Genomic DNA, 15,966 nt, shown 5'->3' on the forward strand with positions numbered 1-15,966 from the left:
ATCCTTCCCGCCGTCGTCCGAGAGGACGCGACGATCGTGGATGGGAGAATGGCCGCATGGCCGAAACCGTGTTCCGCTCGACGTTCAACAGGGTGCTGAGCTACGTGGCGTGGGCGCTGCTGGCGGTGGCGATCGTGATCACCCTGGTGACCCCCGGCGGTCTCGCGATCGCACCGGCGGTCGCGCTCGGGTGCGCCGGTGGCGCCGCGCTGATCTGGGCCCTGCTGTGGGCTCCGTACCTCGGTGTCGACGACGGTGGCGTGACCGTGGTGAACGTCTTCACGCGGTACCGCGTTCCCTGGGAGGCGCTGATCCACCTCGACACGCAGTACGCACTGACGCTGCACACCCCGAATCGTCGCGTGCGCGCGACCGCGGCGCCCGCGCCCGGTTCGCTCTCGTCGCTCCGCGCCGCGCGCAGTCAGCGCCGAAGGGGCGGCGACACGGCGGGCGTGCGCCCCGGCGACCTTCCCGGCACCGACTCGGGAGACGCGGCCGACCTGGTGCTCACCCGTTGGCATGACCGCCGGGATCGCGGTCTCATCGAGACCGGGCTGGCCGAAGGCATCGCCGTCCGCCCGCACCCGCGCGTGAGCGCCGTCGCGGCCGTCGCGCTGGGCATTCTCGCCCTCGCCGGCGCGGCGCTGCTCGTCTGAGAGCACGGCACGCATCACGACGATGCCTTTTCCTTCGTCCGTCGCAGCGAGAACCGCTTCTGGCGCGGGTCGAACGCGTCGCGCAGACCGTCGCCGACGAAGTTGATCAGCAGGGCGAGCAGCACGATGAACGTGGCCGGCCACCAGAACAGCCAGGGGCGCGTCTGGAACGCCGACTGGTTGTCGGAGATGATCAGACCCAGCGAGACCTCGGGCGGGCGCACACCCAGACCGAGGTAGCTCAGCGCCGTCTCGAGCAGGATCGCGGATGCGGCGAGCAGGGTCGCCGCAACGATCACGACGCCGATCGCATTCGGCAGGATGTGCTTGAAGATGATGCGGAAGTCGCTTGCCCCCGCGACCCGGGCCGCCTCGACGAACTCGCGCTCACGCAATGACAGGAACTCGGCGCGCACGAGACGTGCGATGACCATCCAGGACACCATGGCGAGGAAGAAGGCCAGCGGCAGCACGCCGAGGCCGCCGGTGGTGCGTCCGACGACGGCGCCGATCACGAGCACCGGGATGACGATGAACACGTCCGTGATGCGCATCAGGATCGAGTCGAGAAGGCCCCGGTAGTACCCGGCGAGGGCGCCGATCACCGTGCCGACGACCGTTCCCACGATGCCGATCACGAACATCACCAGGATCGAGTTCTGGATGCCGCGCATCGTCATGGCGAAGTAGTCGATGCCGATGCGGTCCTGACCGAAGGGGTGCTCCCCCAGCGCGAGCCCCGCTCCGCCCAGCCACTCGGGGACGAGCGAGAGGGAGGGCGCGCCGCCGTCGATCTGGGGATTCAGAGTCGAGAAGTCGTACTTCCACCACCCGGGGATCGGGCCGAGACCCACCGCCGAGACCGAGAAGGCGGCGATCAGCACGAAAAGGATGCCGGAGACAACCGCCACGCGGTTGGCGAGGAATCGGCGGAGGATCAGCCTCCCCTGGCTGACGCCGACGGTGTCGTCGTCGGTCGTCACGACTGCGCCGGCTTCGGGCTGCGCCGGTTCGGGCATCATCTGGGTCATCGCGTGGCCTCCCCGCAGAAGCGGACGTCGGAGATCATGCCGCCACCCGCACGCGCGGGTCGAGCGCGGCGTAGGCGAGGTCGGCAAGGAAGTTGAACAGGATCGCGGTGACCGCGATGATCAGGAAGTACCCCATCACGGGGTTGACGTCGGTGCGCAGGATCGACGAGACGAACAGCTGCCCCATCCCGCTGATCGCGAAGACGCGCTCGGTGATGACGGCACCGCCGAGGAGTGCTCCGATGTCGGTCGCGATGAGCGTCACGATCGGGATCAGCATGTTGCGGAGGGCGTGACGCATCACGACCGTCCGCTCGCCGAGTCCCTTGGCCCGCGCGGTGCGGATGTAGTCCTGGTTCATGACCTCGAGGAGGCCCGAGCGTGCGTACCGCGTGTAACCGGCGAACGAGATGAGCAGCAGGGCGATCGTCGGCAGCAGCAGGTGCGTGAACGAGTCGATGCCCGACAGCCATACGTCTCCGGTGAAGCCCGGGGTGCTCGCACCGACGGTCGCGATCGGACGACCACCGATGCGCGGCGAGTTGACGTACGCCGGCCACGACTGCATGAAGCGGTCGAGCACGACGAGCGATGACGTCACGAACGCCACGATCGCGCCGATCCGAGCGGCCTGACCCCGGTCGTTGCCGCCCAGGAGGAGACCCGTCACGATGCCGACCACGAGGGCGGCGATGCCCAGGATGATCAGCGTGCCGAGCGACGAGATGTCGAAGAGTCCCTGCAGCGCGAAGTAGCTGATGTAGGCGATCGCGCCGTTGATACCGGCCACGATGAGCGCCCGACGGTTCTCGAGACCGGCGATCAGGGCCGTGGTGAGCACCACGGTGCCGGCGATGAGGATGAAGAGCCCGACGGGTCCGAAACCGGGGTTGCGGAACCAGTCGGCCAGGTCGAAGTAGATCAGGAGCGCCGCGGTCGCCGCACCCGAGATGGCGGCCACGATGAGTCGGCGCCGGACGTTGCCGCCGATCATGGCCTGCCAGACGACCGCGCTGATCACCGTGATCAGGATGATCGCGAGGGGCGGGATCGACGTAGCCGAGACGAGGAAGTCGTTGAACCCGATCGCCATGAACTCCTTCAGGAGCACCGCGATGAGGAACGACGGCAGCGAGTACAGGAAGAAGCTGACCAGCGTCACGCCGAAGTCGAAGCCGCTGTACTGACGGAGGGCGGTGACGATGCCGACCGCGACGCCGAGGACGATGGCCACGACGAAGGCGACCGTGACGAGCTGGAGGGTCGAGACCATCGCAGCGGGGAGGATCGCCGTGACGGGGGCGTTGGAGATCGTGGTCCCGAGGTCGCACGTGCCGACGAACGGGATGAGGCACTGGGCCGCGCCGCCGAGCCACAGGAAGTATCGCAGGACGGGCGGGACGTCCAGGTCGAGCTGAGCGATACGCGCGGCAATGAGCTGATCCCGGTTGGGATCGTTGCTGCCCTGCAGATCCTCCAGCGGGTTGCCGGAGTTCGCGGACAGCACGTACATGATGAACGACGCCGCCAGCAGGACGAGGATGGAGACGGCGATGCGCCTGAGGACGAATCCGACCATCGCGGGGAACTTCCTTCGGTCGAGAGAGTGCGCATCGCAAGTGCGATCACGACAGGATAACGGTTGCCTGGAACGGGCAAGGCGAGGCGCCGGAGCCTTTACGACTCCGGCGCCTCGCTGTAATGCGGTTCAGCCGGTGGTCACCGGGCGGCTATCAGCCGGCCAGCGTCCATTCCTGGGCGTTCCACACGATGCCCGTCTGGCCACCGAAGTAGTCGATGCCCGTGACGGTGCCGTTGTCGGCGAACAGACCCGGCAGCTGGAAGAGCGGCAGACCGTAGAAGTCCTCGGCGGTCTTCGCGTCGATCTGGATCTTGAGCTGCTGCAGGGCGTCGTTGTCGACCGTGACCTGGCTCTCGTCGACGAGGGTGTCGACGTCGGCGTTGGTGTAGAGGTTGTAGTTACCGCCACCGTTGGTCTTGAAGATCTGCGGGAGCGCGGCGTTGCCGGCACCCGGCGAGATCCAACCGAAGATCGACGCGTCGTAGCTGCCGGAGCCCAGGAGCGAGCTCCAGTCGGGCGATCCGGCGTCCTCGATCACGAAGCCCGCCTGCTGCGCCGACTGCTGGATGGCGCGGAAGCTGTCGACACGGTTCGGGTTGTTGGTGTTGTAGAGGATCCGCACCGTCGGCGTCGCGCCGTTGAGCAGCGCCTTGGCGCCCTCGATGTCGGGCTCGGTGAACGCGTCGTAGCCGCTCGCCGCGACGGCGTCGGTGTAGTCGGCGTCGGTCGGCAGGAAGATCTGCGAGTTGAGCACCTCGGCGTCGGGGTTGACCGGCGTGATGATCGAGTCGAGGATCTGCTGGCGCGGAACCGTCTTGAGGAAGGCCTCGCGCACGTTCGCATCGGCGAAGACGCCGCCGAAGGTCAGGTCGAGGTGGTCGTAGGCGACCTGGTTGCCCGCGTGCACGGTGGCGTTGTTCGCCTCGAGCGCGGTCAGCGTGTCGGCGGACGCCTGCGGCTGGATCGCGTTGACCTCGCCGTTCTGAAGGGCCGTGACCTGCGCGTTCGGGTCACCGATGAAGCGGATGATCAGCTGGTCGTACGCGGGCGACATGGTGCCCTTGTACTCGGGGTTCTTCTCCAGCGTGATGCTCGACTCCGGCTGGAAGTCGGTCACGATGAACGGTCCGCTACCGACGAGGAGGCTCTCGTCGCTCGGCATGGTCGTCACGTCGTAGCCGGTGTTCCAGAAGTCGGCGGCGGCCTTCAGGGTTGCATTCGGGGCAACGGGAGCGGCCGGGTCGCCCTTGGGGGTGTCGTTGAGCGTCGTGATGAGCTCCTCGAGCGACACGCCCGCCTTATCGGCGAGCACGTGAGCCGGCTTGCCGATGGGGTTGACGAGCTGGTAGTCCACGAACGGCGTTCCATACGTGATCGTCATCGACATGTTGTCGTCGCCGATCTCAGGGAAGTCCGTGGTGTCCAGGCCCGCGGTGCTGCCGGCGAGCGTGAAGTACTGCGTTCCGCCGTTGGTGACGTCGCCGGTGGCCGGGTCGATCTCGGCGTCGTTGTAGTAGCCCGAGTTGATGGCCCAGTTCACGAGCATGTCGTCGGCGGTGATGGGCTCGCCGTCCGACCAGGTCAGACCCTCGTTGAGGGTGTACTTGACCGTCAGCGGGTCTTCGGAGACCGTCTCGACGGTGCCGAAGTCGTCGTTCGACAGGATGCTGAAGTCCTTGTCGAGACGGAGGAAACCGCCGAGGCCGAGTCCGCCAGACACGCCGGTGAGGTAGCCCACCATGCCGTTGGTGTCGAGGTTGGCGTCGGGGGTGTCGCCGTTGAACGAGGTGAAGGCGTTCGTGGTGGCGACCGTGATGGTGCCGCCGCTCTCCGCCGGGGTCTCTTCCGCGGGCGCGGTGGTGCAACCGGCGAGGGCGAGCGCGGAAACCGCGACTCCCGCTCCGGCCACGAGGGCGCGCTTGCGCCACGTGTTTTCTGACACATTTCCTCCTGTGCAAGGGGTGAGCGCGTCCACGCCGAATCGGGGTGCCTCGGCGGGACACAGATAGGGAAACGATAAGTAAACGATCAGCCTTGGTCAAAACTATCGGCGCAAACGTTACATACCCTTAACTCGCGGTTCGTCTGATGTAGCAATCTGACAAAGACGCGCCGCTCTGGGGTCACTCGACCGGCTGCCAGCTCCAGAATTCGCTGGGAGCGGCCCAGAGCGAGCTCGTGTACGCGACACCGCTCACCTTCGCCGAGTGCGCCACGACACCGGATGCTTCGACCAGCGGCATGCCGTAGAGATCGTCGAAGAGCGCCCGGTCGACGTCCTGCCCGACCTCGATCACGTGCTCGGGATCAGTGCTCTGGCGCATCTCGAGGAGGGCGCGGACCGCGTCCACTCCCCCGGCCCCGCCGGTCACGCGCTGGCGGGCCGTCTCGTAGAGCGAGTCGCTGACGTCGGCGGAGACCAGCTCCGCATCCGCCTGGTCGTCGTCGCCCGCGGGGCGGACATCGATGCCCACGGCCTCGGCCATCCGGGCGATCTCCGCGAAGAGGTGTGCGGCGACCGTGTCGGTCGGTTCATAGCGGATGCGCACCTGCGGCTCGTCCCCGTCGAGCAGGGAGGTCGCCCGGTTGACGTCCGGCCCGTCGCCGGGCGAACCGTTGTCGGCGATCAGGTCGCGGTACGCCGAACCCGACGCGGCCGAGGAGATGAACGAGCGCAGGGGCGCCGCATCCGGATTCACCCCGCCGACCGAATCCTCCACGAGCTGCTTCCTGTCGAGGGAGAGCATCAGCGCCTCGCGCGTCGTGTCGTCCATGCGGTCGGCCTCGTCGACGAAGATCAGGCTGAGGGTGCGCGGGCGCGCCCCGGTCAGCACCTCGGCTCCGGCGGACTGAAGGCGTCCGATCGTCGCCTCCGAGACGTTCCCGAGGTTTGCCACGTCGACCTCGCCCGCTTGAACCGCGTCGAGCTGCGACTGCTCGTCCGGGAAGAAACGCACCGTGAGGCGATCGATGGCCGGATAGTTGGCGCCCTCGTAGACGGGGTTGCGGACGAGCTCGAGGCGGTCGCTCTGCAGCGACTCCACCATGTAAGGACCGTTGGAGACCGCACCCGACAGGTCGGGGGCGGCTGGGTCGACGTCGAAGCCCGTCGACCAGGCGCGCCCTGCGGCGAGAAGAACGGCGTTCGGCTCGGCGGGCGCCTCGGGGTCGCCCTTCGGCGCCTCGCGGATCACGCGCAGGATGTCGCCGGCGGAGACGCCCGCCTTCTCGGCGACGACGTGGAGCGGTCGATCGAGCAGCCACTGACGGTTCCAGTCGGCGAACGGGTCGTCGTAGGTGACCGTCATGGTGCGCTTGCGCGTATCGATCTCGGCGCGCTCCGTGTCGCTGTTGAGCGACTCCGTGTTCGCCGTGTCGAAGTAGCGGGTGCCGCTGACGACGTCGCCCTGCTCGTCGTAGGCGGCGTCGTCGAACCATCCGGTGTTGACGGCCCAGCCGAACAGGAGGTCCTCCATGGTGACGAGGGTGCCGTCCGACCACTTGCGCCCCTCGTGGAGCGAGTAGACCACGGTCAGCGGATCGTCGGAGATCTTCTCGACCTCGCCGAACCCGGTGTTGCCGGTGACCTGGAGGTCGTCGCCGATATAGGCGAACGACTCGTGGAGGTACTGCGAGACGGCGAGGTTCGCGTGGGTAGCTCCCTGCGACGTCTCGGGGTTGAAGCTGGTGAACTGGCCCACGACCCCGACCGTCGCCGTCGTGGGCGGCGGCGTCGGCTCCGGTTCGGTCGGCGGCGCGGCGGCGGTGCAACCGCTCAGCAGCGCCACCACGGCGACGGCGGCGACCGCTGCCCGCACGATGTTCTTCGGCTTTCGTCCCGAACCCATAAAGCTTGTCGACCTCCTGCGTGAAAAACCTTGAGAATCGTCGCACATCGCGCTGTGGCACCCTGGGAGGATGCCCACGGATGCCCCGCTCACGGGACCCACCCCGATCACCCCGGCAGCGCGGACGCGCTGGATCTGGGAGGTCTCACTGGTCCTGGCGATCAGCGTCGGGCAGTCGGCGCTGTACTCGGTGCTCTCGCTCATCCGTGCGTCGCTGCGGACGACCCCCATCGGGCAGCAGCAGACGCAGCTGAATCCTGCGCAGGACACCGAGGCGCTGTGGGACGCGTTCTACCGCCTGCTCTCCGTCGGGTTCGCCCTCGCGACGGTCGCGCTGGTCGTCTACCTCCTCTGGGAGCCGGGCACGAACGCGCTGCGGCGGATCGGACTCGACTTCACGCGCTTCGGCGGCGACCTCGGCCGCGGTGTCGCCCTCGCGGCGATCATCGGCATCCCCGGTCTCGGGCTCTACGCCCTGGCGCGAGTGACGGGCTTCAACGTCGCCGTGGTGGCGTCGCCGATCGACTCCGCCTGGTGGGCCGTGCCCCTCCTCGTGCTCTCGGCGATGCGCGCCGGCCTCACCGAGGAGGTCATCTTCATCGCCTACCTCTTCGACCGGCTGCGTCGCATCGGCTGGTCGTGGTGGACGATCATCCTCTCCACGGCCGCGCTCCGCGGCGCGTACCACGCGTATCAGGGCCTCGGAGCGGTGCTCGGCAACTTCGTCATGGGCGTCGTCTTCGGCTGGTGCTACAAGCGCTGGGGCCGCGTGATGCCCCTCGTCATCGCCCACACCCTGCTCGACGTCGTCGCCTTCGTGGGCTACCCCCTGGCGGCGTCCCTCTGGCCCGGCGTCTTCGCCCCCGCATCCTGACCGCGAGACTTCATCCCCTATACGAGACAGCAACCCTCGCGCGCAGTCTCGTATACGGGTTGAAGTCTCGGGGTCGGCGGGCGGGCGGGCGGGTGGCGGGCGCCCGCGCCTGCACAGGGCGCGAAGAGGCGGCGGCGATCCACAGCATTCGGAGATCGCCGCCGACGACCGGGCAGAGGGCGAGAGCCTTCCCTCATGAACGAGCCCGACGTCGCCCGGAGTCCCATCGCCCTCATCCCCACCGCAGAAGTCCGCGACGCGTCACGGGGCGTGCGATCGGGGGAACTGACGCGCGTGTTCCGTGGCGTGTACGCACTCACCGACGAATGGAACGCCCTCGCTCCGTGGGATCGTTACGCGGCGCGCGTGCACGCGGCCGCTCTACGGCATCCCGACAGCGTGTTCTGTCTCGAATCGGCCAGCGTGCTCCACGGCCTGCCGGTGTTCGGTGATCCCGGCACCGTCCATGTCCTTCGGGACGACTCGTCGACGTCGCGGGTGTCGGGAGGCGTGCTGGTCCACACCACGTCGGAGCACCGATCGATGGACACCGCAGGTGGGATGCTGCGTACCACCGTCCGCGACACGGTGATCGATCTCGCCCGCTCGCGGCACAACGCCGTGGCTCTCGCCGTCGGCGACGCGGCGCTGCGGCAGGACACCAGGATCGCAACGGCCTCCCTCGTCGGAGAGAACGAATCGCGCGCCTCGTCGCGCGGACGACTCCGCGCGCGGTGGGTCTTGGACCGCGTGTCACCATCGGCGGAGTCTCCGCTCGAATCCGTCGACAGAGCCGTGCTCGAATGGCTGGGTTTCCCTCGACCCGACCTCCAGGTCCGGCTCGGGGACGAAGCATCCGCGGGCGATCGTGTCGATAAGTGGTGGCCCGAGATGCGGATCGCCGGCGAGGGCGACGGCGACCTCAAGTACGACGGTCGATTCGGCGAGCACAATACCGTCATGCGCGAGCGCCATGCCCGCGACGCCCGGCTCTTCGAACGCGGTGCTCGAGCGGTCGTGCACTGGGGATGGGCGGAGGCGATCGCCGCCACACCCCTGCGCGCCATGCTCCTCTCCGCCGGTCTGCCGCTGGTCGGCCCCGAAGACACCGCCCAGCTGTTCTCGCTCCGACGCGCTCTCCAGCCCTCGCCCCGGCGGCGAGACTTCACCCCGGCGACGAAACTGCAGCGCTACGCCGCTGTCTCGTCGCCAGGTTGAAGTCTCGCGGTCACACCCTCTCTCGCGGCCTCAGGCGAAGGCCTCCGGCGGCGGGCAGGCGCAGACCAGGTTGCGATCGCCGTAGGCCTGGTCGATCCGGCGCACGGGCGGCCAGTACTTCGTGCGGACGAGCGACCGCACCGGGTACACCGCGCGTTCGCGGGAGTACGGATGCTGCCACGGGCCCGAGATCGTCGACTCGGCGGTGTGCGGGGCGTTCACGAGCGGGTTGTCGGCGGCGGGCCACTCCCCCTCGGCGACGGCGACGGCCTCGGCCTTGATCGCGATCATGGCCTCGACGAAGCGCTCGAGCTCGGCGAGGTCCTCCGACTCGGTCGGCTCGATCATCAGCGTGCCCGCGACGGGGAACGACATCGTCGGCGCGTGGAAGCCGTAGTCGATCAGACGCTTGGCGACGTCGTCGACCGTGATGCCGGTCTCCTCGCGGAGCGGCCGCAGATCGAGGATGCACTCGTGCGCGACCAGACCGTCGGCGCCGGTGTACAGCACCGGGTAGTGCCCGCGGAGCCGCGCGGCGAGGTAGTTCGCCGACAGCACGGCGGCACCCGTCGCCTCCCTCAGCCCGGCGGCACCCATCATGCGCACGTACGCCCACGAGATCGGGAGGACCCCCGCGGAGCCGTGGGCGGCCGCCGATACCGGTCCGCCCTCGACGCCGTACGTAGCGCGGCGCTGGGAGAACGGGTGCGACGGGAGGTAGGGCGCCAGGTGCGCCTTGGCCGCCACGGGTCCGACCCCCGGCCCCCCGCCGCCGTGCGGGATGGCGAACGTCTTGTGCAGATTCAGGTGCGACACGTCGCCGCCCAGGTCGCCGAACCGCGCGTATCCGAGGAGGGCGTTGAGATTCGCCCCGTCGACGTACACCTGACCCCCGGCGTCGTGCACCGCCTGCGCGATCTCGAGCACGTCGTGCTCGTACACGCCGTGGGTCGACGGGTACGTGATCATCAGCGCCGCGAGCTCGGCAGCATGGAGCGCGATCTTCGCCCGCAGGTCGTCGAGATCGACGTTGCCGGCCTCGTCGCACGCGACGACGACCACCCGCATGCCCGCCAGCACCGCCGACGCGGCGTTCGTGCCGTGCGCCGACGACGGGATGAGGCACACCGTGCGCCCCTCGTCGCCGTTCGCCCGGTGGAAGCCGCGGATCGCGAGGAGGCCCGCGAGCTCGCCCTGCGACCCGGCGTTGGGCTGCAGCGACACCGCGTCGTACCCGGTCATCTCGGCCAGCCACGTCTCGAGCTGCTCGATCATCGTGAGGTAGCCGTGCACGTCGGCCTCGGGCGCGAAGGGGTGCACGCGCGAGAACTCCGGCCACGACACCGCGGCCATCTCGCTCGCCGCATTGAGCTTCATCGTGCACGACCCGAGGGGGATCATGCCGCGGTCCAGCGCGTAATCGCGGTCGGCGAGCTGCTTGAGGTATCGCATCATGGCGGTCTCGCTGCGGTGGCTCGAGAACACCGCGTGCGTCAGGAACTCGTCGACCCGCCACAGCCCTTCGTTCAGTCCGCGCAGCGGCAGGGCGTCGTCGAGCGAGAGCTGTTCGGAACGCGGCAGTCCGAAGGCCTCCGCCACCGCCGCGAGATCGCGCGCCGTGGTGGTCTCGTCGACCGAGATGCCGACCGTGGCGTCGTCGACCCACAGCAGCTGGTAGCCGAGCGCGCGGGCGCGCTCGATCACGCGCCCGGCCGGACCGGGGGTGGTCACGCGGATCGTGTCGAAGAACGAATCGGATGCTGTCGACAGCCCGAACGCGCGCAGCTCGGCCGACAGCGCATCGGCCTTGCGTGCCACGTCCGTCGCGATCGCCCGGAGCCCGTCGGCACCGTGGTACACGGCGTACATCGCGGCCATGACCGCCAGCAGCACCTGGGCGGTGCAGATATTCGACGTCGCCTTCTCTCGGCGGATGTGCTGCTCGCGGGTCTGCAGCGACAGGCGGTAGGCGGGGTTGCCCGCGGCATCCTGCGAGACGCCCACCAGGCGCCCGGGCAGTTGACGTTCGAGACCGGCGCGAACGGCCATGTAACCCGCGTGGGGACCACCGAACCCGAGCGGCACGCCGAAGCGCTGAGTGGTGCCCACGGCGACGTCGGCTCCGAGCGATCCCGGCGAGCGCAGCAGCGTCAGCGCCAGGAGGTCGGCCGCCACGACGGCGAGCCCGCCGCGTTCCTGCACCGCACCGATGGCCGGGGTCGGATCCCAGACCCGGCCGGACGCCCCCGGGTACTGGACGAACACCCCGAAGGCGTCGGGAACGGCGCGGTCGGCCTGACCGCCCGCCGCCTCCCAGACCCGGAAGTCGACCACGACGATCTCCACACCGACGGCCGCGGCGCGGTGCTCGAGCACGGCCTTCGTCTGGGGAAGCGCGTCGATGTCGACGAGGAACACGTCGCTCTTCGACTTCGACGCACGACGAGCCAGCAGCATCCCCTCGACGGCGGCGGTGGCTTCGTCGAGCATCGAGGCGTTCGCCGTGGCGAGGCCGGTGAGGTCGCTCACCATCGTCTGGAAGTTGATCAGCGCCTCCAGCCGGCCCTGCGAGATCTCGGGCTGGTACGGCGTGTACGCGGTGTACCAGGAGGGGTTCTCCAGCACGTTCCGCGCGATCACCGACGGGGTGACGGTGTCGTAGTAACCGAGGCCGATCATCGGGCGCGCGGGCCGGTTGTCGCCCGCGAGTTCCCGCAGCTCGTCGAGGGTCTCGGCCTCGCTCGCGGCCTCGGGGATCGAGGTGGTCTCGCGGCGACGCACGTGGATCGACGCCGGGACGGCCGCCTGCACGAGGGCGTCGACCGACTCGTAGCCGAGCGTGTCGAGCATGCGGCGCTGGGCGGCGGCGTCGGTTCCGATGTGCCGGTCGACGAAGGGCGTGGTCACGCCGCGCCTCCCGTGAGTGCGACGTACGCCGCGCGGTCGAGCAGGTCGGCCGACGCCGAGGAGTCGACGCGGATCTTCAGCAGCCATCCGTCGCCGAACGGATCGCTGTTGACGAGCGACGGGTCGTCGACGACGGCGTCGTTGATCTCGACGACCTCACCGGAGAGCGGCGCGTAGAGCTCCCCGACCGACTTCGTCGACTCGATCTCGCCGCAGACCTCCGCGGCTGCGACGACTGAGCCGACGGCGGGGAGGTCGACGAAGACCACGTCGCCGAGCTTGTCGGCGGCGAAGTCGGTGATGCCGACGGTGGCGACGGCGTCGTCCGACGCGATCCACTCGTGCTCGGCGGTGTAGGACAGGGCGTCGAGATCGGTCATTTCTTCCTCCGGTAGAACGGCAGAGCGGTCACGGTTGCGGGGATGCGCGTGCCGCGCACATCGATGGCGAGTTCGGTTCCGAGGGAGCTCGACTCGGGCGAGACGAAGGCGAGGGCGATCGGATGCTGCAGGGTCGGGCTCAGCGCACCGCTGGTGACCTCGCCGACCCGGGCGTCTCCGTCGTACACGGCGTAGCCCGCGCGCCCCGCGCGCTTGCCGCCCGAGACGAGACCGACGAGCACGGGCCGATCCGCGGTATCGGCGGCGAGTCCGCCTTTGCCGACGAAGTCGTCCTTGTCGAGCGCGACGGCGCGAGCGAGTCCCGCCTGGGCGGGAACGACGGTGCGCGAGAGCTCGTGGCCGTAGAGCGGCATACCCGCCTCGAGACGCAGCGTGTCGCGCGCCGCGAGGCCGGCGGGCACGAGCCCGAACGTTTCGCCGGCTGTCAGCAGGGCGTCCCAGAGGGCGACGGCCACCCGGTTCGGCACCAGCAGCTCGAAGCCGTCCTCTCCGGTGTACCCGGTGCGCGCGACGAAGAGGGAGGCGCCCGCGAAGGTGCCGCCGGTCCAGGCGTAGTACCCCAGGTCGGCGAGCGCGGTTCCGGTGATGTCGATCCCCGCCGTCGCTTCGACGATGTCGCGGGCCCGCGGCCCCTGGACGGCCAGGAGCGCGGTCTGGTCGCTGACGTCTTCGACGCGGGGCAGCTCGCCTCCGAGCACGCTCGCGAAGTCCCCCTCGACGGGGCCGTCGAGGAAGGCGTGCACGCGCGCCCAGGCGGCGAGCGCCGCGTCCAGCGCCCCCGCGACGGCTGCACGATTGCCCGCGTTGGCGATCACGAGGAAGTACTCCTCCGCCGTGCGATACACGATGACGTCGTCGACGATGCCGCCGTCGTCGGCGAGCACGAACGAGTACTTCGCCTTGCCGACGGGCATGGCCGAGACGCGACCGGCGAGCGCGTAGTCGAGGAAGTCGGCGGCGCGGCCGTCGTGCACCCAGAACTCGGCCATGTGCGAGATGTCGAAGAGTCCGGCGGCCTCGCGAACGGCGTGGTGCTCCGCGAGGTCGGAGGCGTAGCGCACCGGCATGAGCCACCCGCCGAAGTCGGTGAAGGCGGCGCCGAGCGACTCATGTCGCTCGCGAAGCGAGGTGTAGCGGGGTTCTGACATCGAGTTCTCCCGGTGGTCGGGTGCCACCTCCCGGTGGCGGGAACTCCCCCTCTGTCATGGGCCTGAGAGTTTCAGCTCGGCATCGAAGAGCGGATGCTGCGCCTTTCACCGTCGGCGGACGCCGAGCACCGCTCGGCATCGCTTTCCAGAGTGGCCCGATCGGCGCGGTACGCGTACCTGAGAGATTGGCGGGGAGGCTTGCTCCTTCGGTGCCCGGCTGGATTCTGCCGAGGCTCTCCCGCAACGATCATGGGGCCGTATGGACTTGTCGCGATCAGCATAGCGCTCGGGGCTCGCGACACCAGGTCAGGCGGTGCAGGCCCCGGAGGCGACCGGGGTGTCGAACTCGCCCAGACGCGCGATCACGGGGTCGAGTTCGACCGGGGTCATGGCGTATCCCACGTCGTCGTCGCTGTCGGAGCGCGCGAAGACGACGCCGGCCACCTCGCCCGACGGAGTGAGGAGCGGCCCGCCCGAGTTGCCGGGACGCACGATGGCCGACAGGGCGTAGATGTCACGGGGCGCCGAGCTCGAATCGTAGATGTCGGGAACGCTCGGCGTACCGACCGAGACGACCTGCGCATTGCCCGAGGTGAACGGACCCCCGTGCGGGTAGCCCTGAACCACCGCGGCCGAACCGACCGGAAGGGTGTCGGCGATCGCGAGGGGCGTCGCATCCAGTCCGTCCACCGCGATGACGGCCAGGTCGTCCACGGGGTCGAAGTAGACGATGCGTCCGTCCTGCGCCGGTCGCCCCGGGAGTTCGACCACGGGCTGCTCGACCCCGGCGACCACGTGGGCGTTCGTCACGATGCGGTCGGGGGCCACGGCGAATCCGGTGCCGGTGGCCGTGATGCCGCACGCGTAGGCGACGCCGGTGATCTTCGCGACCGACTGGGCTGCGGCGGTGAGTGCGGGGTCGTCGAGCGATACCGCGGGGGCGGCCGGAACGAGCGCCGGTTCGAGCAGCTCGCCCAACCGGGGAAGGCCGTCGCCGAACACCGAACCGCGCAGCTGGGCGAGGGTGGCCCGCACGGGGGCCGGTGTGACGTTGTCGATGGTCCGCAGAACGGTCGACGACGCGAGCGCGCTGGAGATGACGGGGGTTCCCGTGGAGACCAGCGCTCCACCGAGGAACGAGATCGCGAGCGCGGCCCCGACGAAGCTGGCGAGTCCGCCGAGGATCCGTTCCGGCACGCGCAGCTTGATGCGGTCGACGCCTCGTCGCAGCGACCGCCCGATGGCCGAGCCAGCGGCCGCACCGAGGAGCAGCAGACCGATGCCGACCGAGATGACCGTCACGAGACGCCACGACGGGTCGGAGACCCACGACCCGGCGAGCGGCATCAGCCAGTAGGCGACCGCCGCGCCGAGCGCGATGCCCGCGAACAGCCCGACGCTGGCGAGCAGGCCGCGGCGCAGTCCGACGATCGCCGATACGACGAGCAGCACGATGAGAACGACATCGACGACGAGCACGGGTACCTCCTCCGCACAGCGTAGGGGTGGTGGCTGAGCGGGTCCTGGTTTGTGCTTCGAGTCGCTGTGACTATAAGATCGTCGCGAGGTAATGGTCACCATGACACAAAGCACGTCTCCCGAACCCGCTCGCGTCGCCGTCTCGACGGTGATCTTCAGCCTGCGGCGCACCGACGACTCCGCGCCGGCCGAGCTCATGCTGCCTCTCGTCCGCCGTACCCGCGACCCGTTCGACGGCCTGTGGGCGCTGCCCGGTGGATGGCTCGATCCCGCCGAAGAGCTGGAAGACGCAGCATCCCGCACCCTCGCCGAGACCACCGGGCTCTCGGCCAGCTATCTCGAGCAGCTCTACGCGTTCGGCGGGGTCGACCGCTCCCCCGCTCGCGTCGTCTCTATCGTCTACTGGGCACTGCTGCGCGCCGACGAGGTCGACGCCCAGGTCGCCGCGCACGCAGCCCAGGGCGACGCCCCGGAGAACGTCGAGTGGTTCGATGCCGCGTCGCTCCCCCGCCTCGCCTTCGATCACAACGAGATCGTCGAGTACGCGCTCTGGCGCCTGCGCTCCAAGGTCGGCTACAGCCGGATCGCACACGGGCTGCTGCCCCCGGAGTTCACGCTGGCGGAGCTGCGCGAGGTCTACGAGTCGATCCTCGGCCGCCGACTCGACCCCGCCAACTTCCGCCGCCAGGTCGAAGGGTCCGGCACCCTCTTCCCCACCGACCGCTTCCGCACCGGAAGCCACCGCCCCGCCCGCCTGTACCGCTACGACCCCGACGTCGAGCTCGCCGAGCGCGGTCCGTTGACCGCACGCCACTGATGGGA

General features: G+C 69.4%; 12 protein-coding genes and 2 riboswitches. Of the genes, 4 read left to right on the top strand and 8 right to left on the bottom strand.

What is annotated here, in order from left to right:
• Positions 1-56: 56 nt before the first annotated feature.
• A complete protein-coding gene (locus tag FVP77_RS08545; RefSeq protein WP_147894087.1) occupies positions 57-656 on the top strand; it encodes a PH domain-containing protein in 600 nt (199 codons plus the stop codon).
• Positions 657-670: 14 nt separating this feature from the next.
• Here the strand turns inward: FVP77_RS08545 and FVP77_RS08550 are convergent, their stop codons facing one another.
• From FVP77_RS08550 to FVP77_RS08565, 4 genes are all read right to left on the bottom strand, one after another.
• A complete protein-coding gene (locus FVP77_RS08550) occupies positions 671-1,687 on the bottom strand; it encodes an ABC transporter permease (RefSeq protein WP_147894088.1) in 1,017 nt (338 codons plus the stop codon).
• Between the two features lie 34 nt (positions 1,688-1,721).
• Positions 1,722-3,266, bottom strand: coding sequence for an ABC transporter permease (locus FVP77_RS08555; RefSeq protein WP_147894089.1), 1,545 nt, complete (start codon positions 3,264-3,266; stop codon positions 1,722-1,724).
• A 154-nt stretch (positions 3,267-3,420) separates the two neighbouring features.
• Positions 3,421-5,211, bottom strand: coding sequence for an ABC transporter family substrate-binding protein (locus FVP77_RS08560; RefSeq protein ID WP_147894090.1), 1,791 nt, complete (start codon positions 5,209-5,211; stop codon positions 3,421-3,423).
• Positions 5,212-5,392: 181 nt separating this feature from the next.
• Positions 5,393-7,117: an ABC transporter substrate-binding protein gene (locus FVP77_RS08565; RefSeq protein ID WP_187266854.1), complete on the bottom strand. Its 1,725-nt coding sequence runs from the start codon at positions 7,115-7,117 to the stop codon at positions 5,393-5,395.
• Positions 7,118-7,187: 70 nt separating this feature from the next.
• Here FVP77_RS08565 and FVP77_RS08570 point away from each other — a divergent pair, with 70 nt between their 5' ends.
• Entirely contained in the window at positions 7,188-7,991 is an 804-nt protein-coding gene (locus tag FVP77_RS08570) for a CPBP family intramembrane glutamic endopeptidase (RefSeq protein WP_147894092.1), read from the top strand.
• Between the two features lie 195 nt (positions 7,992-8,186).
• Positions 8,187-9,209, top strand: coding sequence for a protein-tyrosine phosphatase family protein (locus tag FVP77_RS08575; RefSeq protein WP_147894093.1), 1,023 nt, complete (start codon positions 8,187-8,189; stop codon positions 9,207-9,209).
• Positions 9,210-9,239: 30 nt separating this feature from the next.
• Here FVP77_RS08575 and gcvP read toward each other — a convergent pair whose 3' ends face one another.
• From gcvP to FVP77_RS08595, 4 genes are all read right to left on the bottom strand, one after another.
• Positions 9,240-12,059, bottom strand: a complete 2,820-nt coding sequence (gene gcvP, locus FVP77_RS08580) for an aminomethyl-transferring glycine dehydrogenase (RefSeq protein ID WP_246134065.1) — start codon at positions 12,057-12,059, stop codon at positions 9,240-9,242.
• Between the two features lie 53 nt (positions 12,060-12,112).
• Positions 12,113-12,496 carry a glycine cleavage system protein GcvH gene (gene gcvH, locus FVP77_RS08585; RefSeq protein ID WP_147894095.1) on the bottom strand — a complete coding sequence of 128 codons (384 nt, stop codon included), beginning with the start codon at positions 12,494-12,496 and terminating at the stop codon, positions 12,113-12,115.
• Positions 12,493-13,665 (bottom strand): glycine cleavage system aminomethyltransferase GcvT, encoded by a 1,173-nt coding sequence (locus FVP77_RS08590; protein WP_147894096.1) that lies wholly within the window; start codon positions 13,663-13,665, stop codon positions 12,493-12,495. Before FVP77_RS08590 ends, gcvH begins: the two co-directional genes overlap by 4 nt.
• Before the next feature lie 41 nt (positions 13,666-13,706).
• Positions 13,707-13,820, bottom strand: a riboswitch (glycine riboswitch).
• Positions 13,821-13,916, bottom strand: a riboswitch (glycine riboswitch).
• A 55-nt stretch (positions 13,917-13,971) separates the two neighbouring features.
• Positions 13,972-15,144: a MarP family serine protease gene (locus FVP77_RS08595; RefSeq protein ID WP_147894097.1), complete on the bottom strand. Its 1,173-nt coding sequence runs from the start codon at positions 15,142-15,144 to the stop codon at positions 13,972-13,974.
• A gap of 100 nt (positions 15,145-15,244) precedes the next feature.
• On the opposite strand from FVP77_RS08595, the gene FVP77_RS08600 reads away from it, so the two are divergent.
• Positions 15,245-15,961 carry an NUDIX hydrolase gene (locus FVP77_RS08600; RefSeq protein ID WP_147894098.1) on the top strand — a complete coding sequence of 239 codons (717 nt, stop codon included), beginning with the start codon at positions 15,245-15,247 and terminating at the stop codon, positions 15,959-15,961.
• The last annotated feature ends 5 nt before the right edge of the window (positions 15,962-15,966 follow it).

Source organism: Microbacterium hatanonis, from assembly GCF_008017415.1.
Taxonomy (GTDB): domain Bacteria; phylum Actinomycetota; class Actinomycetes; order Actinomycetales; family Microbacteriaceae; genus Microbacterium; species Microbacterium hatanonis.